The organism is Krasilnikovia sp. MM14-A1259, assembly GCF_047159535.1.
Taxonomy (GTDB): Bacteria; Actinomycetota; Actinomycetes; order Mycobacteriales; family Micromonosporaceae; genus Actinoplanes.
The window spans coordinates 715812-736504 of record NZ_BAAGAJ010000002.1 but is presented as its reverse complement, the minus strand read 5'-3'; the positions used below and the strand labels follow the sequence as shown (position 1 = coordinate 736504).

Here is a 20693-nt window from a genome sequence, read left to right as displayed (position 1 = left end):
GGGGCGGCGTCCACGGACCGCTGAGTGTCGACTTCGGTCGGCCTGACGATGGGGACTGCCGATGTCGCAAACCGCTCCGCAGGGTGCCAATCCGGTGTATGACCTGGTGGGAGTGGGTTTCGGTCCGTCCAATCTCGCGTTGGCGATAGCCGTGCACGAGCGCAACGCCGGCGCGCACGACCCGGTGACCGCGGTCTTCCTCGAGCGGCAGGCCCGGTTCGGATGGCACCGCGGCATGCTGCTGGGCGACGCGACCATGCAGGTGTCGTTCCTCAAGGACCTGGTCACGCTGCGGAATCCGACCAGCGGGTTCAGCTTCCTGTGCTATCTCAAGGACCGCGACCGGCTCAGCGACTTCATCAACCAGAAGAACTTCTTCCCGCTGCGCGTCGAGTTCCACGACTACCTGGAGTGGGCCGCGGCGAAGGTGACCGGCATGGTCCGCTACGGGTGCGAGGTGACCGCGGTCGCGCCGGTGATCCGTGACGGCGTGGTGGAGGCGTTCGACGTCACGGTGTCCGGCGCCGGGTCGTACCGGGCACGCAACCTGGTCGTCGCGACGGGCCTGCGCCCACAGTGCCCGCCCGGGATCACCCCCTCGGAGCGCGTCTGGCACAGCCGCGACCTGCTCTCCCACATCGACGGCCTGGCGGACGCGGACCCGTCGCGGTTCGTGGTCGTCGGCGCCGGGCAGAGCGCGGCGGAGGTGACCGCGTTCCTGCACGAACGGTTCCCCACGGCCGAGGTGTGCGGCGTCTTCTCCCGGTACGGCTACAGCCCCGCGGACGACAGCCCGTTCGCCAACCGCATCTTCGACCCGGCCGCTGTCGACGACTATTTCCACGCCGCCGCCGAGGCGAAGACGATGCTGATGGACTACCACGGCAACACCAACTACGCGGTGGTCGACACCGAGCTGATCGAGGCGCTGTACCGCCGGGAGTACCGGGAGAAGGTGAGCGGGATCCGGCGGCTGCGGCTCATGAACGTCTCCCGGCTGGTCGACGCGAAGGACGACGGGGACCGGGTGCTGGTCAGCGTCGAGTCGCTGGCCAGCGGGGAGTTCACGCTGCTCGACGCGGACGTGCTGATCTGCGCGACCGGGTACCGGTCGGTGGACCCGTTCCCGCTGCTCGGCGACGCGGCCCGGTGCTACCGCCGCGACGAGGCAGGGCGGCCCGTGGTGGAACGCGACTACCGGATCAGCGCCGAGAGGTCCGTGCGGGCCGGGGTGTATCTGCAGGGCGGCACCGAGCACACGCACGGGATCACGGCGTCGCTGCTGTCGAACGCGGCCGTCCGCGCCGGGGAGATCCTCGACTCGATCGCGGCGCGACGCCTACTCGGGGCTGGGGTGCTCGACGACGTTCTGGATGTACAGCTGCTCGCCTAGTGTGTCGAGCAGGGTGAGCTGCGTTTCCAGATAGTCGACGTGGTGTTCCTCGTCGGCGAGGATGTCCTCGAACAGCTTGGCCGAGGTGACGTCACCGATCGAGCGCATGTACTCGATGCCCCGGCGCAGCCGGTCGACGGCCTCCACCTCGATCGCCATGTCGGACTGGAACATCTCGCGAACGTTCTCGCCGATGCGCAGCGGGAACAGCCGCTGATAGTTCGGCAGCCCCTCGAGGAACAGGATGCGGTCCGTCAGCACCTCGGCGTGGCGCATCTCGTCGATCGACTCGGCGCGGGTGTGCGCGGCCAGCTTGGTGAAGCCCCAGTTGTCCTGCATCTTCGCGTGCAGGAAGTACTGGTTGATGGCCGTCAGCTCCGCGGTGAGCTGTTCGTTCAGGAATTCGATGACTCGTTCGTCGCCCTGCATGACGCGACTGTACCGATTACGACCTATTTCGGCCTATCAGGCGGCCAGCGTGTCCGCGCCGATCTCCTCGACGAGCAGCTCGCCGATGCGCTCGACGCAGCTACCGCAGCCGGTGCCGGCCCCGCAGGCGTCGCCGACCTCCTCCTCGGTGCGCGCGCCGCAGCGGATGACCGCGCGAACTTCACATTCGCGTACTCGAGCGCAGATACACACATACATGTCGCGCCCGCCTTCCCCGTGTACCGATAAGGTGAGCCTTACCTTAAGCGACCCGAGGAAGTCTCGCACCCCTCGAAGGACCAGGGCTTTCTGACCGTCCGGCCAGGGCGGCGGCCGCTACACGGTCCGTGGTTGCAGCACCTGCGCTGCCACGAGTTCGACAGTGACCACCACCGCGGCGGCCTCCACCGCCAGCAGCCCGATCAGCACCAGGACCTGCACCGCGCCGGCCTGCACCGCCGACCCCCCGCCCAGCATCACGCCGACGAACGCGCCCGGCAGCGTGACCAGCCCGACCGTACGGGTCTGGTCGAGCGCCGGGACCAGAGCGCGACCCGCCGTCGGACGGCACACCAGCAGCACCGCGTCCCGGGTCAGCAAGCCGATCGCCAGCGCGGCCTCGTACTCGCCGGCCCGGGCCTGCAACTCGTCCAGCGCCCGGCGCCCGGCCAGCGAGGTCGCGGTCATCGCCCCGCCGATCAGGATCCCCGCCACCGGCAGCACCCCCAGCGGCGTCCACGGCACCGGCCGCGCGATCGCGATCGCCACGCCCACCGGCAGCACCGCGGCGGCGATCGGGATCGCGGCGGCCCACGCGTACCGGGCCGAGCCGATCCGGCGCGCCGACGTGACCGCGGCGACGGCGAACATCATCACGATGAACGCCACGGTCGACCACCACGAACGCAGCACCGCCGCGATGATCAGCGACACCCCGCCGAGCTGCACCACGGCCCGCACCGCGGCGGTGACCGTCGCCCGCCCCACACCGAGCCCGCCCAGCCAGGCCACGACCGCCGCCGCGGCCGTGAGCAGGATCAGCAGCGCGGCGAACGACCCGGACATCATGGCGATCAGTCTGCCCGGCACGACCGCGGGCACGGCGAAGGGCGGCCCCGTTTCCGGTGCCGCCCTTCGTTGCTACGTATCCGGTCCGGTCAGGACGCGGTGGTGAACACCGCGACCGCGTTCGGGCCGACGGTCAGGTCGTGACCGCCGTCGAAGCTGGCCCGCAGCGTGTCGGCGGGCACCGGAAAACCGGTGGCCGGGTCGACCGGCGCCTTGTCGGCGCTGTACACGTACTTGTTCAGCGTGATCGTGCCGGTCGCCGCGGTCATCGAGACCGTCGCGGGCGAGGAGTTCCGGTTGACCAGGACGAACGTCCAGCCACCGCCGGCCGAGGCCGGCAGCTTGGCCTTCAGCACGCGCACGCCGGTCGGCTGCGCCGGGGCGTACATCGTGGAGCCGGCAGGCAGGTACCGCGACAGCAGGCTCCACGTGTAGAACCAGGGGCGCAGCGTCGCCTTGTTCCCGATCTGGTAGTGGTCCCACATGCCGCACTGGACGGCCTTCGCGTACCCGTCGAGGCACCACGCCATGGCGCCGTCCACCCCGGCCCGGGCCTCCTGCACCGCGAGGTCCGCCATTCGCACGCCGTGGGCGTACTCGGAGGTGAAGGAGTAGTCCTTGTCGTCGCCGTCGCCGGGCGCCTTCATCCCGGTCTCGCCGAGAATCACCGGTGCACCACCGTTGGCCGCCTTGAGCTGCCGCACCGCCTCGCTCAGCACACCCTCGGGGTACTCCGGCGGCGAGCCGAGGTCCACCTCGTGCACATAGAAGTGGGCCTCCGACGTGGCCACCTTGTGGTCCAGCGCGGACTGCAGCCACCAGTCGTTGGTGGCCGAGCCACCCGGGTACGTCCAGCCGGCGCTGTGCGAGAACGTCCGGGTGAGGTCGTTCATCGGGTCGGTGGTGGACGCCGTCGGCGTGTTCAGGGTGATCGAGGAGACCGCCCGCTCGATGCCCGTGCGCTTGGGCATCGTCAGCCGCAGGTAGTTGGTGCCCGCGGGCACCGACTGCGCGTTCACGTCCACCCGGTACCACGGCGTGGTGGCGTACGTGACGATCGGCTCGGTCTCCGCGACCGTGACGTTCGTCCAGGTGGAGCCGTTCTTCGACGCCTGGAACGTCCAGTCGGTGCCGGTGTTGTCGGGCGTGCGGTAGAACCGGGCCGAGAAGCCGGTCAGCCCGTTGGCACGCCAGACGATGTTCTGGTCGGTCCCGGCGTTCTCCACCGGCACGGACATCAGGCCCAGGTCACCGTCCTGGGCGGCGATCCCGGCCTCCGCGGTGTCCGGCCCGGCGATCAGGCCGGTGTCGACCTTGGCGGCACTGAACGCGGTGCGCAGGTTCGCGTTGGCGGTGGACCAGTCGGCGTACTTCAGGCCCTTCGCGTTGTTCGGCTCGTTGACGCCGACGTACGCGACGATGTTGGTGTAGCCCTTGTCCTTGAACTTGCGCATCAGGTCGGCCTGCAGCTTGGCGCCGTCGGCCGAGATGTAGAACGCGCGGTCGTTCACGCCCCACATCCCGGTCACGATGCCGACGCCCTGCTGCTTGTAGTGGTCCAGCACCCGGAACAGGTTGTGCATCTGCGGCGTGTTCCAGTCGTACGTGCCGACCGTGCCGGACGGGTTGAACCACGGCTGGTTGATCATGATCCGGACCAGGCCGGGACGGATGAAGTCGGCGCGCTGGGTCATCTGAGCGAACGCGGCGTCGGTCCACTCGTCGTTGCCCGAGGTGTCGTCGTTGCCGCCGCGGAACAGCGGGTCCTGGTTGTACCCGAGTCCGAGCCAGCCGCTGTTGACGGCGTTCTCACCGGCGGCGGCCGGTGCCGGCGCGGATGACGCCAGCATCGAACCAGCCAGGGCGACGACCGCCAGGGGTACGGCGAGCGCGCGCTGGCGGGTGATCCTGCTTCGCATGCACAGTCTCCTGCAGAGTCGAAAAGGGATGGACGGAATGCCCAAGGCAGGGAACCCCGTCAATGTCAGGACTCTATGTGGAGAAGTGTTCGCGTTCCGTAAGGGGGTGTCGTTCCGTGGCCGCGCCGTTGCCGGACGTGGCGTCGTCGAACCGGGCGTCATCGCGGACCGGCCTGCCTGAGCCGGTCCGGTCGGGCAGACTCGACGGTGATGAGTGCCCGCGTGATGGTGTTCGCCCCGGCGCCGATCCTGACCGTGACGATCGAGCAGCAGACGAGCGCGCCCGAGCTGCACCTGCACCCCGGCGGCCATGGAGTCTGGCAGGCCCGGATGGTCGCCGCGCTGGGGGTGCCGGTCACGATCTGCGTGGCCGTCGACGGCGAGCCCGGCGACATCCTGCGCCAGCGCCTCGAACACGAGAACGTGACCGTGAAGTCCGTGCCGCGTGGCTCGCCGAGCGGCTGGTACGTGCACGACCGGCGCGGCGGCAGCCGCCACGAGATCGCCCAGCACCCCGGGGAGCCCCTGCGGCGTCACGACCTGGACGAGCTGTACACGCTGACGCTGACCGAGGGCTTACGCGCCCCGGTGAGCATCCTGTCCGGCCCGGCCGACCCCGGCGTGATCGACCCCGACGTGTACCGCCGGTTGGCGGCCGACCTGACGGGCAACGAGGTCCGTGTCGTGGCCGACCTGACCGGCGAGCATCTGGCGGCCGTCGTGGACGGTGGCGCGTCGTTCGTGAAGGTGAGCCACGAGGAGCTGATCGCGGACGGGCGGGCCGCCGACGACCGGCCGGAGACGCTGCTCGCGGCGGGGCGGCGGTTGCGCGCGGACGGCGCCGCCGCGGTACTGGTCAGCCGGGCCGCCGAGCCCGCCCTCGCGCTGTTCGAGGACCGGGAGGTGTGGGTGCACCCGCCGGCGTTGCAGGTGACCGAACACCGGGGCGCGGGGGACTCGATGTCCGCGGGGGTGGCCGCCGTGCTGGCCCGCGGCGGGGACCTGACGGACGCGATCCGCACCGGCGCGGCCGCGGGCGCGCTCAATGTCACCCGCCACGGCCTGGGCACCGGCCGTGCCGATGCCGTGGCCGAGCTCGCCACCCGGGTGCGGTTCGCACCGTACGGGGCATGACGGGCCGGCGAGCGGGTAACCGGTATCTCATGACCAAGAAGACACGGTCCCATGAGCTGGACGCCGCGGACCGCAATGCACTGCCCGACAAGATGTTCGCGTTTCCCCGGGTCCGCAAGGAGCCGCTGACCGACGCCAGCCACGTGCGCAACGCCATCGCCCGCTTCGACCAGGTACGCGACGTCAGCGACCGCGAGCGCGACGAGGCGTTCCAGCGCATCAAGCGGGCCGCGCACAAACACGGCATCGAGATGACCGAGAACCGCTGGCAGGAGCTGGGGAAACCGTCGGCCACCAGGAAGTCCTCCGACAAGCCCCGCTGACCCGGCGGCCCCCGCGCGGCCGGTCCGGGCCCACATGCCTCATTCAGTCGGGGCCCAGGCCCTGGCGAAGGTGCATCCCGTGCCCGGGCCGGTGCCGCTGCGGCTGCACCGCACCCCGGTGGACGTGGGCGAGACCGTCGAACAGGACCGCGTCGGCGCGAACGTGGTCGGCGAACCACTCCGCGTGGCGCAGGTTGGGCAGTGCGGCGCACGCCGGGGCATGCAGATGCGGGCCGCAATGCGTGGAGACCTGCAGCCCGAACGCGTCGGCCACCGCGGCGGCGGCGAACAGCCCGGTGTAGCCGCCGCAGCGGGTCGCGTCGACCTGCAGGCAGTCCACCGCGCCCGCCCCGCACATGCGGCGGAAGTATTCCGTCGTGGTGCCGTACTCCCCCGCCGTGATCTCCGTGGTGGCCGTGGAACGCAGCAGCGCCAGGTCGGCGAGCCGGTCGGACGAGACCGGCTCCTCGAACCAGGTGACGCCGAGCCGGGCCGCGTCCGCGGCTACCGCGAGAGCCTGCTTGGTGTCGTAGGCGCCGTTCGCATCGATCATCAGCGTGACGTCGGCGCCGACCGCGTCCCGGGCGACCGCCACGCGGTGCAGGTCCCGGGTGACGTGGCCGCCCCGCGCCTCCCCGATCTTGATCTTGACGGCGGTCATGCCGTCGTGGCTCACCCAGCCGGCGAGCTGGTCGCAGAGCTGGTCGTCGGTCATGCTGGTGAACCCACCGCTGCCGTAGACCGCCACGGTGTCCCGGCACTGCCCGAACAGGGCGCTCAGCGGGATGCCGAGCAGCCGAGCCTTGAGATCCCACAGGGCGACGTCGACCGCGGAGATGCCGTACGACGTGAGGCCGGGCGTGGGCGCGTTGCGGCTGGCCTGGCGCATCCGCAGGTGGGCCCGGCCGATGTCGTGCGGGTCGAGCCCACGGACCGCGGGCGCGAGCACTTCGTCGACGACGCCCGCGACCGCGGCGGGCCCGTACGTCCAGCCCAGTCCCTGCTCGCCGTCGGCGGTCACGACGACCGTGACGACCGTGGTCGCCGACCAGGCCAGCGTGCCGTCCGTCTCCGATTCGGGCAGCGGGACCCGGTGGGCCGCCGTCCACAACTCCTTGATGCTCATGTGGTCACCGCCGCTGATCGTGGAGTGCCGCCGCCAGCACCTGCGCGAGATGGACGCCGCGACGTCCGCTGCGGCCGGCAGCGATCTGGACCCGGCACGAGAAGCCGTCGGCGAGCACGAGGGTGTCCTCGCCGGCCTCGCGGACCGCCGGGTAGAGCACCCGTTCGGCGCAGGCCAACGACACGTCCCGGTGCTCCGGGGTCATGCCGAAGTCCCCCGCGAGCCCGCAGCAGCCGCTGTCGAGCACCTTGGCGTCGAGCCCGATGCGGCGCATCACCCGGGTGTCCGCCTCGAACCCGAGCACCGCGTGCTGGTGGCAGTGCGTCTGGACGATCGCCCCGGATGATTCCTGCAGGCGGGGCGCGAAGTCGGGCGCGTCGCGGTCCAGCAGTTCGGCCAGCGTGAGCGTGTGCGCCTTCGCCTGTTCGGCCACGTCGGCCAGGTGCCGGTCGCGGGCACCGGACATCAGGCGGATCATGTCGCCGCCGCGCAGGACCGCGGTGCAGCTCGGTTCCAGCCCGACGATGGTGCGTCCGGCCGCGAGCTGCGGGGTGAGCGTACGCAATGTGTGGGCGACGACGCGCCGCGCGATGCCGAGCTGTCCCGTGGACATCCACGTCAGTCCGCAGCAGACGGGCCGGGGCGGGATCTCCACCGCGAAACCGGCCGCCTCCAGCACGGTGACCGCGCTGGCCGCGACGTCCGGGGCGAAGCTGCTGGTGAACGTGTCCGGCCAGAGCACCACGGTGCCGCGGGTGCCCTGCGGCCGGTGGCGGCGGGCTCGGTGCCGGAACGCCGTGGTGAAGCGCACCGGGGCGAACCGTGGCACGTCCCGGGCCGGGTCGACCCCGGCCGCCGCCTTCGCGAGCCGGGACAGGCCGGGCAGGTGGGTGACGGCGTTGGCCGCGCCCGGCGCCAGCGCGGCGACCCGGGCCCACAGCGGCAGCCACCCCAGGGAGTAGTGGCTGCGGGGCCGGACCCGGCCGGCGTAGTGGTGGGCCAGGAACTCCGCCTTGTACGTGGCCATGTCGACGCTCACCGGGCAGTCACTCTTGCAACCTTTGCACGCCAGGCACAGGTCGAGAGCGTCGCGTACCTCGGTGCTGCGCCAGCCGTCCACGATGGTGCTGTCGGTCGGGTCGACGCTGCCGCGCAGCATCTCGAACAGCAGCCGCATGCGCCCGCGGGTCGAGTGTTGCTCCTCCCGGGTGACCAGGTAGCTGGGGCACATCACACCGTCGTCGTCGGTGTCGCGGCGGCGGCACTTGCCGACCCCGAAGCAGCGGGTCGGCACCCCGGCGAAGCCGCCGTCGTCGGGGAACGCGAAGTGGGTCCGCGGGTGGGCCGGTGGCCAGCCCGCGCCCAGGCGCAGCTGCCCGTCGAGCGGGTTGGCGTCGATCACCTTGCCCGGGTTCATCCGGGCGTCGGGGTCGAAGATGCGCTTGAACTCGGCCATCGCGTCGAGCAGGTCCGGGCCGTACATGGTGGACAGGAGCTCGCCGCGGGCCTGGCCGTCGCCGTGCTCGCCGGACAGCGACCCGCCGTACGAGACGACCAGCGCGGCCGCGCGGGTCACGAACGTACGGAACTTCGCGATGCCGGTCTCGGAACTCAGGTCGAACGGGATGCTGGTGTGCACGCACCCGTGCCCGAAGTGGCCGTACAGCGACGCGGCGTCGTAGCCGAACTCGCGCAGCAGCGTCTGCAGGTCCCCCAGGTACGCGGCGAGCCGGTCCGGGGCGACGGCGGAGTCCTCCCAGCCCGGCCACGTGTCGGGCATGCCGGGCACCCGGGCGGTTGCGCCGAGGGCTGCCTCGCGCACCGAGTCGATCTCCTTGATGTGCGCGGTGTCGGTCACCACCTTGTCGACGGTCAGGTCGCCGTCGCCGCGCAGCGTCGCCAGCAGCCGGTCCGCCGCGGCGTGGGCGGCCCGGTCGTCGTCGCCGGTCACCTTGATCATCAGCCAGGCACCGGCCGCGGGGATCTCGTGGATCGAGACGGTGTTCAGGCGGCGGTCCTTCTCGTACTCGATCAGCTTGTGATCAAGGCCCTCCAGCACGTATGGCGAGTGGCGCAGCGCGGCCGGCACGTGGGCCGCGGCCGTGACGATGTCCGGGTATCCGGCCAGCACCAGGCACACGTGGGTGGGTTCGGGCAGCAGGCTCAGCTCGGCGCGCAGGATCGTGACGCACGTGGACTCGGAACCGATCAGGGCCCGAGCCACGTTGAACCCGTTCTCCGGCAGCAGGTCCGGCAGGTTGTAGCCGGAGATGCGGCGCGGAATCCGCGGGTACCCGGCGCGGATCGCGTCGGCGTACCGGTCGCGCAGGTCGCGCAGCCGCCGGTAGATGTCGGCGCGGCGGCCGCCCGCTGCGAGGATCGCCGCGTACGCGTCGTCGGAGGTGGGGCCGACCCACATCCGCTCCCCGTCGTACGTCAGGATCTCCATGCGGCGCACGTTGGCCGCGGTCGTGCCGCTCCACTGGGCGGTGGCGCCGCACGAGTTGTTGCCGAGCATGCCGCCGATCGTGCAGTGGTCGTGGGTGGCCGGTTTCGGCCCGAACACCAGTCCGCCGTGTTCCCGGCCCGCCGCGTTGACCGCGTCGAGCACCGCGCCCGCCTGCACGACCGCGGTGCGCTCGGCCTCGTCGACCGATTCGACCGCGCCGACGTGCCGGGCGAAGTCCAGCATGACGGCCGCGTTGGTGCACTGCCCGCCGAGGCTCGTGCCGCCGCCGCGGCTGAGCAGCGGTGCCTGGTGCTCCCGGCACACGCGCACCGCCGCCACCACGTCGTCGAGGTCGCGGGGCAGCACCACGCCGACGGGGACCTGCCGGTAGTTGGAGGCGTCCGTCGAATACAACGCCCGGGTGCCGGGGTCGAACCGGACGCCGCCGCGGACCGCCGCGCGCAGCGCGGACTCCAGCGCTGCCGCGTCCACCGGGGGGACCCGCCGGGCGGTCGGCGTGGGCAGGCCGACCGCGGTCATCAGCGGGCCTTCAACTGCTGGATGCGGTCCTTGAACAGGGTGGTGGCGATGGCCGCCCTGTGCGGCTGCCCTTTCAGGAACGACTGGGCGAACTTCTTGGCCTGCTCGTAGGTGACCTGGCCGGGCAGCGGCGGCTCGTTGGGATCGACCGCCACGTCGACCAGCGCGGGGCCGTCCACCGCGAGCGCGGTCGCGATCGCGTCCGGCAGCGCGGCGGGGTCGCTCACGTGCGTGCCGTGGCCGCCGGCGGCGCGGGCCCAGGCGGCGTAGTCGGGCACCGGTTCACCGAAGCGCACCCCGTGCTCCGGGTACCCGAGCACCATCTGCTCCCACAGGATCTGCCCGAGCGAGTTGTTGTTGTTGATCACCACTTTGACCGGCAGACCGTACCGGCAGGCGGTGTGGAACTCGGCCATCAGCATGGCGAATCCGCCGTCCCCGACGTACGCGATGACCTGCCGTCCCGGATGGGCGTGGGCGATCGCGATCGCGTACGGCAGCCCGGGCGCCATCGAGGCGAGGTTGCCCGACAGGTAGAACTCGCGGTTGCCGCGGATGTGCCAGTGCCGGGCCGCCCAGGTCGCGATCGTGCCCGAGTCGCAGGTGAGCACCGCGTCGTCGGCCGCGTGCCGGTCCAGCAGTTGCACCAGGTACTGCGGCGCGATCGGGTCGCGGTCGGCGGACTCCAGGGCCGCCATCTTGCGGCGCCAGTCCTCCATCTGCTCCTGGTACACCTGCAGGTGCTTGCGGTCGGCGCGGCGGTGCAGCTTCGGCAGCAGCGCCTCCAGCGTGGTCGCCACGTCCCCGACCAGCGGCACGTCGGTGGGCAGCCGGTTGCCGGCCCGGGTCGCGTCCAGCTCCACCTGGACCACCTTCACCGAGCCCGGCGAGGGCAGATGCTTCGTGTACGGGAAGTTGGTGCCCAGCATCAGCAGCGTGTCGATGTCGTCGACGAGTTCCGCGCTGGGTGCCGTGCCGAGCAGCCCGATGCCGCCGGTCGTGTAGGGCGAGTCGTCGGGCAGCACCATCTTGCCCGACAGCGTCTTGATGACCGGTGCGGCGAGCATCTCGGCGGTCTCCTCGACGAGCCGGCCGGCGCCGCGTGCGCCGATCCCGGCGAGGATCGCGACCTTGCCGCCGTCGTTGAGCACCTGCGCGGCCTCGTCGAGGTCACGTTCGGACGGGCGTACCGGCGGGGACAGGTAGACCGCGGCGGTGGCCGGCGCGTGGGCCGGCGCCACGGTGGGCCACGGGTTGTCGCCCGCCTCGGCGACCTGGATGTCGTTGGGCAGCGTCAGGTGGGCCACGCCCTTGCGGGCGTACGCGGTGCGGATCGCGATGTCCACCAGCGCCGGGAGCTGGACCGGGTTCGTGACGACCTCGTTGTACTCGGTCACGTCCTCGTACAGCCGGTCGAGGTGGACCTCCTGCTGGTAGCCGGTGCCGAGCACGGAGGTCTCCTGCATGCCGGTGATCGCCAGCACGGGCGCGTGGTCGAGTTTGGCGTCGTACAGGCCGTTGAGCAGGTGGACGCCGCCGGGGCCGGAGGTGGCCAGGCACACCCCGATCCGGCCGGTGGCCTTGGCGTAGCCGGTGGCCATGAACGCGGCCGCCTCCTCGTGGTGCACGAGCACGAACTTGATCTTGTCGGCCTGGCGGCGCAGGCCCTCCATGATCCCGTTGATCCCGTCGCCCGGGATGCCGAACACGGTGTCCACACCCCACGCGGACAACCGGGCGATCATGACTTCAGCAGCTATCTGGCCCATGACCTCCGCAGTACCCCGCGGCGCGCCTGCGATACCTCCGCGGAGGGAGATTTCGGCGGCGGGAGACGGCGGAAAATACACACGTGTCACCGGCACCGGCGCGGGTAACTCAGACCAGCGAGGTTCCCGCTCGCCGAGGAGGCAAACCATGCCACAGCAGGCACCCCGTACCGTCGTGATCACCGGCGCCAGCGGGGGCATCGGCCGCGCGACCGCGCGTCGGCTGGCCGCCCGCGGTGACCGGCTGGCGCTGATCGCCCGCGGCGACGCCGGTCTGGCGGCCACCGCCGAGGACGTCACGCGCGCCGGTGGCACCGCCCTGCCGATCAAGGCCGACGTGGGCGACCACCGCGAGGTGGGGGCGGCCGCCGCGCAGGCCGAGGCCGAGCTCGGACCGATCGACGTGTGGATCAACAACGCGTTCACGTCGGTCTTCGCGCCCTTCACCAGGATCGACCCGGTGGAGTTCCAGCGCATCACCGAGGTCACCTACCTCGGCTACGTGTACGGCACCCGGGCCGCACTGGACCGGATGCTGCCCCGCGGCCACGGCACGATCGTGCAGGTCGGCTCCGCGCTGGCCTACCGCGGCATCCCGCTGCAGAGCGCGTACTGCGGTGCCAAGCACGCCATCCAGGGCTTCACCGAAGCGTTGCGCTGCGAGCTGCTGCACGAGCACAGCCGGGTACGGGTGACGATGGTGCAGATGCCCGCGGTGAACACCCCGCAGTTCGGCTGGGTCCGTTCCCGGCTGACCCGCCATGCCCAGCCGGTCCCGCCGATCTTCCAGCCCGAGGTGGCCGCCCGCGCCATCGAGTACGCCGCGGATCATCCCCAGCGCCGGGAGTACTGGGTCGGCGGCTCGACCGTCGCCACCCTGATCGCCAACGCCGTGGCGCCCGGCGTGCTGGACCGGTACCTGGCCCGCACCGGGTACGCCGCGCAGCAGACCGACCAGCCGCACGACCCGCGTACCCCGGGAAACCTGTGGAAGCCGGCCGACGACGAGGCGGACCACGGCGCGCACGGCGTGTTCGACCAGCGGGCGCACCGGCGTACCCCCCAGCTGTGGGCGTCGCAGCACCACGTCCTGGTCACGCTCGGCGCGACCGCGCTGGCGGGTGCCGCTGCCGCGCTGGCCCGCCGCCGGGCGTGATCCGCACGCTCCCGGGGTGAGCGCGGGCTCACGCCGGGGATGCGCAGCGGCGTCGGGTGCGGGTCAGGGCTGGCGGAGTTCCACCCGGCCGTCGTGGACCCGGACGGGCACCACGGGCTGATCGCTGGCGGCCGGGCCGTGCACGACCGTGCCGTCGGCCAGGCGGAACGTGCTGCCGTGCCAGGGGCACACCACGCAGGCGTCGGGGCCCGCGCCGACGATCTCGCCCTCGCCGAGCGGCCCGGTCTCGTGCCCGCACCGCTCGATCAGCGCGGTGACGTGGCTGCCGGTGCGGTAGAGCAGGACCGGGACGTCGCCGACCGTCCGTACCGTGGTCTTTCCTTCGGGCAGGGAGCTCAGCGATCCCACCGACGTCCAGTCCTCGGGGATGCGGGCGATCTCGGGGACGGCCTGGTTGGTGCCGGCGCCCTGCGCGTACGACAGATGACCGCCGAGGTACGCGCCGAGCCCGGCCGCTGACAGGCCGGCGAAGCCGAGCGACTTGCCGCGGGTGTCCCGGCCGCCCAGCCGCGCAGCCAGCGAGGCGGCGTACAGGCCGAGCGCGACCGTGTTGGCGGCGGCGTGCACCAGCCCGACCCGGCGCCGGTCCCGGGTCATCTGCGACCAGTCGAGCAGCCCGGCGGCGATCGCCGGGGCCGCCGTACCGATGCCGACCGCGATGAGGGTCGTGGCGGCGCGGGCGCGGCCGCGACCGGGGATCAGGTCGAGGACCGCGGCGGACAGGAACGCGCTGACCGGCACCTGCACCAGTGCCGGGTGCAGCGGGTGGCCGAGCCAGATGCCCTGCAGTACGTCGCGCAGCCGCTGCGGCTTGACCGTCCCCGTGACGGCGGCCTGCAGCCTGTCGCTGACCGGATCGAGCGAGCGGGCTTCCTGAAGCCGGGTAAGCATCTGCATGACAGCCGGGTTCCCCTTTCCCCGGCGCCGAAACCCGCTGTTCGCACCGCCCGGCCGGCCGAGGGGATCAGCGCCGGCGGGCTGCGCCCGGGAGTCGTCGTCCACGCCCGACCGGACCGTCGCCTCAACGGCGGCGCCGGCCCTCGGCGGTGACCCGAACGGGTGAGCCGGTCCGGATGCGCCACGAGGGCCGGGGCCGCCGGGCGAAGGTACTAGGACAGAAAACGCGGGCGACCGCGGGAAGGGCTGGGACGCCAGGTCATGCGCTTCGCTTCTCCGGTACGCGATGCCGCGCACGCCGTGGCACGCCCTCGGGAGGTCCCGCGGTGCGGTCGCCCGAACCGGTGATGCACAGGTCGGAGGTCCACACCGCCGATCGTGATCTGGCCGCCGCGGCCGCCAATACGGTCGCGTCGCACCGTGCCCGGATCACGTTCCATGATCCGGCGGCGGTGGATTTCCGGCTGAGTTCCGTGTCGGGCCGGGGCTTCGGAGCGCACACGGTGCGGATCACCGGGATGCGGTACGCCGGCACGTGCGATCCGCTGGACTTTCTGCTCGCCGGATTGCTCACCGAGGGCCACGCGGTGATCGAGGGCGCCGGTCAGGAGATCGCGCTGGACCGCGAGGCCGGGTTCCTCTACCCGCCGGGGCACCCGTTCCGTTGCGACTACCTCGACCCGGCGCTGCTGCACGTGCAGATCCCGCTGGCACACGCCGAGCAGGTGGCCGAGGAGACCACGGGGTTGCGCGGGGCGGATCTACGGTTCGAGGCGATGACCCCGGTGTCCGAACCGATGCGCCGCCACTGGGCGGACACCGCACCCTACCTGGGTCGCCGGCTCGCCGCGCCCGAGCTCACCCCGCTGATCGCCGCGCACCTGCTGCGGTTCGCCGCCGCCACGGTGCTGGCCGTCTTCCCGAACACGGCCCTGACCGCCGCCCGCGGACGCGAACCCGGCCGGATCGCCCCGGCCGTGGTGCGCCGGGCGGTGGCGTACATGGATGCCCACGCCGGCCAGCCGCTCACGGTCGCGGACGTGGCAGCCGCGGCGGGCGTCGGACCGCGGGCGCTGCAGGACGGTTTCCGCCGGCATCTCGGCACCACGCCCCTGAGCTACCTGCGACGCGTACGCCTCGAGCGGGCGCACCGTGATCTGCAGGCCGCGGATCCGGCCGGGGGCGTCACGGTCGCCGCCGTGGCACGCCGCTGGGGTTTCGCGAACCTGAGCCGGTTCGCCGGCGCCTACCGCAGCGCGTACGGCCGGCTTCCGGGCCAGAGCCTGCGCACCTGATCCTCCGATTCAGTCTTTCCCGGGAGCCGTGATGCACACGATCGCCTTCGAGACCGCACACGTGGCGGCGAATCAGTGCTGTTGCGCCGCGCACGCACGCCAGCGGTCCGCGTGGCGCCGAAGCACACCGCCGCACCGGCTCGGCGGCCCGGTGCGCGATGCCGGGCCGGTGTCCCGCCGTTGCCCGAGCCGGCGACGGCACCTCGGGGGGATGTGGTGAGGGCGTTGGCGGGGTGCGGCGGGCGTCCGCCGCGGCCCACGGTCGCCCGCCGGCCGGACCTGGCGGCGCTGCGCCGCCACGCGACGCCCGCCGGGTGCCGGCGGCGCCGGTCCTGACGGCGCCACCACGGCACGTTCGTCACCCGTCTCGCGCCGAAAACAACGCAGCCAAATCACAATTGTCTACAGAGGATGAACGGACGTGATGCCACTCATAAATCAACCCGCCAGCCCTGATCAGTTAACAAACCTATGCTTTTCTGGACCGTGGGTTCGGCCTTCGGGGCCGTGCACATAGGGACCTGGGGAGCACCATCATGCCCGCGTCAGCCGCGCTCGACGCGCCGCCGGCCAGCATCGCCGACGAATCTTCCGCACCATTTCTCCCGGCCCCGCCGGACGACACCGAGTTGTACGCCTATTTCGGCCCGCAGCGCCGCTGGGTCCTCCTGTGCATTTCCCTGTCGTACGCCGTCACGGCGGCCACACTGTTCCTGTTCTCGCTGCGGCACCCCGCGCTGTGGGTGTTTCTGATCCTGCTGGCGCTCAACGCCGCCGGGCTGCTGCTGTCCTGTGTGGACGGCCAGCGTCAGCGGCGGATCACCCGCGACTCGCACGAACTGCTCCTGCGGGCCTGGCACCCGGCACCGGCCCCCAGCATGGACGTGTTCCTGCCCACCTGCGGCGAACCGATCGCGGTGCTGCGCAACGCGTACGACCACGTGGCGCGCCTGCGGTGGGGCGGGGCGCTGCGGGTGTGGGTGCTCGACGACGCCGCCCGGCCCGAGGTCCGGTCGCTCGCCGACGCGTACGGGTTCACGTACCGGACCCGGCCGGACCGCGGTCATCTGAAGAAGGCCGGCAACCTCAACGACGCCCTCGCCCGCAGCGACGGCGATCTGATCGCCATCCTCGACGCGGACTTCTGCCCGCGCCCGGACTTCCTCCAGCACCTGGCACCGTATCTGGAGACGCCGGACGTCGGCATCGTGCAGAGCCCGCAGTGCTTCGACACCGATGCGCGGATGCCGTGGCTGCAACGCGCCGCAGGTTCGGCGCAGGAGCTGTTCTTCCGATGGCTGCAGCCGTCCCGCGACGCCGACGACGCCGCCATCTGCTGCGGCAGCAACGCCGTCTACCGCCGGTCGGCCGTGGAACGCATCGGCGGCTTCGCCCGCCTCGACCACAGCGAGGACCTGTACACCGGGCTGGCGATGCTGCGCGCCGGGTACCGCACCCGCTACGTGCCCGTCCTGGCCGCCAAGGGCCTGTCCCCCGCCACGATGCCCGCGTTCGTCAACCAGCAGTACCGGTGGGCCATGGGCAACCTGCACCTGCTGACCGACACCGAATTCCGTCGCATGCCGGGCCCGTGGCGGTGGCGGCTGGCGTACGTCAACGGCGTGCTCGGCTACCTTATGGCCGCGGTGAACGTGTTCGCCGCGCCGCTGCCGCCGCTGGTGATGATGTTCTGCTATCCCGCCGAGATCCGGCCCTGGCACGCGCTGCCGCTGCTCGCTCCGCTGTGGGTGTGGCTCGTCCTGCTGCCGTCGGTCTCGGCGACCCGGTGGCGCATGGAGGTGATCCGCGCCCACCTCATGGTGAGTTTCGCTGGAGCGCTGGCGCTGGTGCACACGCTGCGGCACCGGTCCGCGGCCTGGGTGCCCACCGGTACGGGCGGCGGCCGGTCCGCACTGGCCCGTACGGTCGGGCGGGTCGCCCTGGGCTGGCTGGCGGTCACCACGATCGCCATGTGGGCCGGCGTGGCCTACGACGCCGCCCGCTACGGCTGGGCGCAACACTGGGGCGTCGCCGGGTACGCGGCGCTCATGACGTACCTGAATGTGCCGTTGATCGCGGCCCTGTTTCCGGACGAGTCCCGGTGAACGGCAGCCGGGACCGGATCGGCTGGCCCGAAGCGCTGGCCATCACCACCGTGCTCGCGGTGATCGGCCTGCTCGCCTCGGGCTGGGTCGACGCGATGCTGCCGTGGGCCCGGTGACGCGAGCCGTGACGCCGACCGCCACCATCGCGGCGCCGGCCGCTCCCGCCGCTGCGGCGGCCTACCGGCTGAACTTCCGGCCCGACATCGAGGGCCTGCGCGCCGTCGCGATCCTCACCGTGCTGGGATTCCACGCCGGCGTGCCGTTCTTCTCCGGCGGGTACGTCGGCGTGGACGTGTTCTTCGTTGTCTCCGGTTTCCTCATCACCGGGCTGCTACTGGCCCGGGTCACCGCGCACGGCACCTTCTCCCTGGCCGACTTCTACGCCCGGCGGGCCAGGCGCATCCTGCCGGCCGCGGGCGTGACGCTGGCCGCCACGGCCACCGCGGCATGGCTGCTGCTGCCGCCACTGGCCCGCGTGGACGTCGCCCACGACCTGATCGCGGCCGCCGCCAACGCGGCTAACTGGCGGTTCGTCGCCGCCCAGACCGACTACCTGGCCGTTCAGGCCGAACCCAGCCCCGTGCTGCATTTCTGGTCGCTGGCCGTGGAGGAACAGTTCTACCTCGGATGGGCGCCGCTGGTGCTGCTGGTCGCGGCGCTGGCTCGCCGGTGGGACCGCCGGGCGCTGCCCGGCATCGCGGTCGCGGTGGGTGCGGTGACCGCCGGATCGTACGCGCTGAGCCTGCGCTGGACCGCGGTCTCGGCGCCGCTGGCGTACCTGGGGTCGCCGTCGCGGGCGTGGCAGTTCGGGGTGGGTGCCGCGGCCGCGCTGGCCGCACCGTACGCGGCCCGGCTGTTGTCCGGCCGCGGCGAGACCTGGGCACGGGCGGTGCTCGGCTGGGGCGGGATCGCGGCGATCGGGTGGGCCACGGCGGCGTTCGACGGGCTGACCGCGTACCCCGGCACCGCGGCGCTGGTGCCGACGCTCGGGGCCTGCGCGGTGGTGCTCGCCGGTCACCGCGCCGACGACCGGTCGCCGGCGGGGGTCGAGGCGGGGCGCCTGCTGGCCACCGGTCCGGCGCGGACGGCCGGGCGGCTCTCGTACGTCTGGTACCTGTGGCACTGGCCGGTGCTGGTGCTGGCCGAGGCGGCCCTCGGCGAGCTGCGCTGGCCCGCGCGCCTGGCCCTGGTGCTGGCGGCAGGAATACCCGCCGCGCTGACCGCCCGCCTGGTCGAACGCCCACTGAGGTTCTCGCTCGTGGTGGCCGCCCGGCCCCGCCGGGGTCTCGCCGTCGGCGCCACCGCGGTCGCCGTGCCGCTGGCCGCGGCCCTGCTGCTGGGCAGCGGCGCCATCCGGCAACTGGAGGCGGGCGGGCCGGCCGGTCCCGTCCCGGTCGGCGCGGCGGGCGGGCCGTGGCTGCTGGCCGAACCCGGACCCGACCGGCAGGCCGGGCCGGTACGGCCCGCACCGGCCCAGGCCCGCCGCGACTTCCCGGCCGACGCCGGCTGCGAAGTGCCGCCGGAGGTGACGACCAGCCCCGCCTGCCGATACGGCACGCCAGGCGCCGCCGACCGGATCGTGCTCATCGGCGACTCACACGCCGGGCAGTGGTTCGCCGCCGTCGACAGCCTCGCGAAACGCCGCGGCTGGGCCGTGGAGGTACTGGTCAAGCAGGGCTGCCCGCTGCCCCGGCTGACCGTACGCAGCCCGCAGCTCGGGCGTGCGTACACCGAATGCGACACGTGGCGGCGCCACGCGCTGGCCCGGATCGCCACCGGTCCACGGCCACGGCTGATCGTCGTGGCCAGCCTCAACCGGTACGCCGCCGACACCCGGGCCCTGGCCCGTGGCTGGGACTCCACGCTGCGGCCCCTCGTGGCGACCGGTGCGCCGATCGTGTACCTGCGCGACACCCCCACGTTCGGGCGGGACGTACCCACCTGCATGTCGGGTGCGCTGAACGACTGGCAACGGTGCGCGGTCGCGCGGGACGCGGCACTGCCGCGCGACCCGCTCGCCGAGGACCTGGCCAGAGGCCGCCGGCCCGGAGTGTCGGACGTCGACCTGACCCCGGCGCTGTGCCCGCCGGGGCCGCGCTGCCCGGCCGTTCGCGAAGGCATACTGCTCTACCGCGACGGCTCCCACCTCACCGACACCGCCGCGGCCGTGCTCGCCCCCCGCCTGGAGCACGAGCTGGAAAGCCAGGGGCTGCTGACCGGGTGAGGACTTCCCGGGTGGCGTGAATCGGGCATGCTGGACGTGTGCGACTGATTCTCAACGTGCTGTGGGTCATCTTCGGCAGCGGGCTCCTGCTGGCCATCGGCTACGGGATCGCCGCCCTGGTCTGCTTCGCGCTGATCGTCACCATCCCGTTCGGCGTCGCGGCGCTGCGGGTGGCGGGGTACGCGCTGTGGCCGTTCGGCCGTACCGTCGTCAGCCGGCCCGACGCCGGGGTGGCCTCGGGACTCGCCAACATCCTGTGGGTCGTGCTCGCCGGCTGGTGGCTCGCGCTGAGCCACATCGTCGCCGGGATCGCGCTCTGCCTGACGATCATCGGGATCCCGTTCGGGATCGCGAACTTCAAGCTGGTCCCGGTCGCGTTCTGGCCGCTGGGCCGGCAGATCGTCGACATCGATCAGAGCCCGGCGCCTCGCTGACGATCAACCAAGCCGGGCGTCTAGATCGTTTTCCTTTGCAAGATCGTTTACTCAAACAATCCCGTTCCGCCATTGCCAGGCGCCTGGAAACCAATAATGATCATCACCGAAACTGGTGATCTTCTACCCCAGTCACGCCATCACCATCGGCCACAGAAATGCACTTCCGATGCACCCCTGCTTTAGTCAAAGTGGGATCCATCACCGCCGCATAACGGTCATTTTTTTTCAGGCTGAGACGCCGCGCGGAAGCTGCGGAGGGTCGGGCATCAATCCGCACCTACGGCCGATGCCACCGGTTCCCGAAACGCGCCATGATTGCAACCGTTCTGCTCCCGAGGCGGGGAGCTGATTCTGGGGTTGCTCGCTCGGCCGAGGCCGTGGATACGCCGAAAGATCAGGCGCTTCACG

The 20693-nt window shown here is 72.1% G+C and carries 16 protein-coding genes; 8 read left to right on the top strand and 8 right to left on the bottom strand.

The genetic code is table 11. From position 1 onward, the window contains the following. Positions 1 to 61: 61 nt before the first annotated feature. Entirely contained in the window at positions 62 to 1393 is a 1332-nt protein-coding gene (locus tag ACMCNK_RS03150; protein ID WP_412734867.1) for a lysine N(6)-hydroxylase/L-ornithine N(5)-oxygenase family protein, read from the top strand. Here ACMCNK_RS03150 and bfr read toward each other — a convergent pair. The 4 genes from bfr to ACMCNK_RS03130 all read right to left on the bottom strand — a co-directional run bounded on the left by bfr (position 1340) and on the right by ACMCNK_RS03130 (position 4809). Continuing rightward, positions 1340 to 1822, bottom strand: a complete 483-nt coding sequence (bfr, locus tag ACMCNK_RS03145) for a bacterioferritin (protein ID WP_412734866.1) — start codon at positions 1820 to 1822, stop codon at positions 1340 to 1342. The two genes, ACMCNK_RS03150 and bfr, sit on opposite strands and share 54 nt — an antisense overlap. Positions 1823 to 1858: 36 nt before the next feature. Further along, positions 1859 to 2041: a bacterioferritin-associated ferredoxin gene (locus tag ACMCNK_RS03140; protein ID WP_412734865.1), complete on the bottom strand. Its 183-nt coding sequence runs from the start codon at positions 2039 to 2041 to the stop codon at positions 1859 to 1861. Between the two features lie 117 nt (positions 2042 to 2158). Next, the gene (locus ACMCNK_RS03135) at positions 2159 to 2890 is read right to left on the bottom strand and encodes an ABC transporter permease (RefSeq protein WP_412734864.1); all 732 of its coding nucleotides are present in this window, start codon (positions 2888 to 2890) and stop codon (positions 2159 to 2161) included. Between the two features lie 89 nt (positions 2891 to 2979). Next, positions 2980 to 4809, bottom strand: a complete 1830-nt coding sequence (locus ACMCNK_RS03130) for a hypothetical protein (RefSeq protein ID WP_412734863.1) — start codon at positions 4807 to 4809, stop codon at positions 2980 to 2982. 210 nt (positions 4810 to 5019) lie between these two features. Between ACMCNK_RS03130 and ACMCNK_RS03125 the strand changes: the two genes are divergently transcribed. Both ACMCNK_RS03125 and ACMCNK_RS03120 read left to right on the top strand, forming a co-directional pair. Continuing rightward, positions 5020 to 5943 carry a 1-phosphofructokinase family hexose kinase gene (locus ACMCNK_RS03125; protein ID WP_412734862.1) on the top strand — a complete coding sequence of 308 codons (924 nt, stop codon included), beginning with the start codon at positions 5020 to 5022 and terminating at the stop codon, positions 5941 to 5943. Then, entirely contained in the window at positions 5940 to 6266 is a 327-nt protein-coding gene (locus tag ACMCNK_RS03120) for a DUF6582 domain-containing protein (RefSeq protein ID WP_412734861.1), read from the top strand. Before ACMCNK_RS03125 ends, ACMCNK_RS03120 begins: the two co-directional genes overlap by 4 nt. Positions 6267 to 6309: 43 nt before the next feature. On the opposite strand, the gene ACMCNK_RS03115 is transcribed toward ACMCNK_RS03120, so the two are convergent. The 3 genes from ACMCNK_RS03115 to ACMCNK_RS03105 are packed head-to-tail and all read right to left on the bottom strand — an operon-like array spanning position 6310 to position 12150. Continuing rightward, on the bottom strand, positions 6310 to 7392 hold the full coding sequence (locus ACMCNK_RS03115) for an enolase C-terminal domain-like protein (RefSeq protein ID WP_412734860.1): 1083 nt from the start codon (positions 7390 to 7392) through the stop codon (positions 6310 to 6312). A 4-nt stretch (positions 7393 to 7396) separates the two neighbouring features. After that, complete coding sequence (locus tag ACMCNK_RS03110) at positions 7397 to 10381, bottom strand: FAD-binding and (Fe-S)-binding domain-containing protein (RefSeq protein WP_412734859.1); 2985 nt, start codon at positions 10379 to 10381, stop codon at positions 7397 to 7399. After that, complete coding sequence (locus ACMCNK_RS03105) at positions 10381 to 12150, bottom strand: thiamine pyrophosphate-dependent enzyme (RefSeq protein WP_412734858.1); 1770 nt, start codon at positions 12148 to 12150, stop codon at positions 10381 to 10383. Before ACMCNK_RS03105 ends, ACMCNK_RS03110 begins: the two co-directional genes overlap by 1 nt. Before the next feature lie 148 nt (positions 12151 to 12298). Here ACMCNK_RS03105 and ACMCNK_RS03100 point away from each other — a divergent pair, with 148 nt between their 5' ends. Continuing rightward, the gene (locus tag ACMCNK_RS03100) at positions 12299 to 13306 is read left to right on the top strand and encodes an SDR family oxidoreductase (RefSeq protein ID WP_412734857.1); all 1008 of its coding nucleotides are present in this window, start codon (positions 12299 to 12301) and stop codon (positions 13304 to 13306) included. Positions 13307 to 13369: 63 nt separating this feature from the next. On the opposite strand, the gene ACMCNK_RS03095 is transcribed toward ACMCNK_RS03100, so the two are convergent. Continuing rightward, positions 13370 to 14224: a Rieske 2Fe-2S domain-containing protein gene (locus tag ACMCNK_RS03095; protein ID WP_412734856.1), complete on the bottom strand. Its 855-nt coding sequence runs from the start codon at positions 14222 to 14224 to the stop codon at positions 13370 to 13372. A 326-nt stretch (positions 14225 to 14550) separates the two neighbouring features. On the opposite strand from ACMCNK_RS03095, the gene ACMCNK_RS03090 reads away from it, so the two are divergent. The 4 genes from ACMCNK_RS03090 to ACMCNK_RS03075 all read left to right on the top strand — a co-directional run bounded on the left by ACMCNK_RS03090 (position 14551) and on the right by ACMCNK_RS03075 (position 20282). Next, the gene (locus ACMCNK_RS03090) at positions 14551 to 15519 is read left to right on the top strand and encodes an AraC family transcriptional regulator (RefSeq protein WP_412734855.1); all 969 of its coding nucleotides are present in this window, start codon (positions 14551 to 14553) and stop codon (positions 15517 to 15519) included. Between the two features lie 536 nt (positions 15520 to 16055). Next, on the top strand, positions 16056 to 17624 hold the full coding sequence (locus ACMCNK_RS03085; protein WP_412734854.1) for a glycosyltransferase family 2 protein: 1569 nt from the start codon (positions 16056 to 16058) through the stop codon (positions 17622 to 17624). A gap of 112 nt (positions 17625 to 17736) precedes the next feature. After that, the gene (locus ACMCNK_RS03080; RefSeq protein WP_412734853.1) at positions 17737 to 19848 is read left to right on the top strand and encodes an acyltransferase family protein; all 2112 of its coding nucleotides are present in this window, start codon (positions 17737 to 17739) and stop codon (positions 19846 to 19848) included. Positions 19849 to 19886: 38 nt separating this feature from the next. Continuing rightward, positions 19887 to 20282, top strand: a complete 396-nt coding sequence (locus ACMCNK_RS03075) for a YccF domain-containing protein (RefSeq protein ID WP_412734852.1) — start codon at positions 19887 to 19889, stop codon at positions 20280 to 20282. Positions 20283 to 20693: the final 411 nt, after the last annotated feature.

Coding starts and splice junctions, on each gene's coding strand:
- ACMCNK_RS03140 (WP_412734865.1), bottom strand. CDS start 2,041: ATGTATGTGTGTATCTGCGCTCGAGTACGCGAATGTGAAGTTCGCGCG.
- ACMCNK_RS03135 (WP_412734864.1), bottom strand. CDS start 2,890: ATGATGTCCGGGTCGTTCGCCGCGCTGCTGATCCTGCTCACGGCCGCG.
- ACMCNK_RS03105 (WP_412734858.1), bottom strand. CDS start 12,150: ATGGGCCAGATAGCTGCTGAAGTCATGATCGCCCGGTTGTCCGCGTGG.
- ACMCNK_RS03110 (WP_412734859.1), bottom strand. CDS start 10,381: ATGACCGCGGTCGGCCTGCCCACGCCGACCGCCCGGCGGGTCCCCCCG.
- ACMCNK_RS03085 (WP_412734854.1), top strand. CDS start 16,056: ATGCCCGCGTCAGCCGCGCTCGACGCGCCGCCGGCCAGCATCGCCGAC.
- ACMCNK_RS03115 (WP_412734860.1), bottom strand. CDS start 7,392: ATGAGCATCAAGGAGTTGTGGACGGCGGCCCACCGGGTCCCGCTGCCC.
- ACMCNK_RS03120 (WP_412734861.1), top strand. CDS start 5,940: ATGACGGGCCGGCGAGCGGGTAACCGGTATCTCATGACCAAGAAGACA.
- ACMCNK_RS03125 (WP_412734862.1), top strand. CDS start 5,020: ATGAGTGCCCGCGTGATGGTGTTCGCCCCGGCGCCGATCCTGACCGTG.
- ACMCNK_RS03095 (WP_412734856.1), bottom strand. CDS start 14,224: ATGCAGATGCTTACCCGGCTTCAGGAAGCCCGCTCGCTCGATCCGGTC.
- ACMCNK_RS03130 (WP_412734863.1), bottom strand. CDS start 4,809: ATGCGAAGCAGGATCACCCGCCAGCGCGCGCTCGCCGTACCCCTGGCG.
- ACMCNK_RS03100 (WP_412734857.1), top strand. CDS start 12,299: ATGCCACAGCAGGCACCCCGTACCGTCGTGATCACCGGCGCCAGCGGG.
- ACMCNK_RS03150 (WP_412734867.1), top strand. CDS start 62: ATGTCGCAAACCGCTCCGCAGGGTGCCAATCCGGTGTATGACCTGGTG.
- bfr (WP_412734866.1), bottom strand. CDS start 1,822: ATGCAGGGCGACGAACGAGTCATCGAATTCCTGAACGAACAGCTCACC.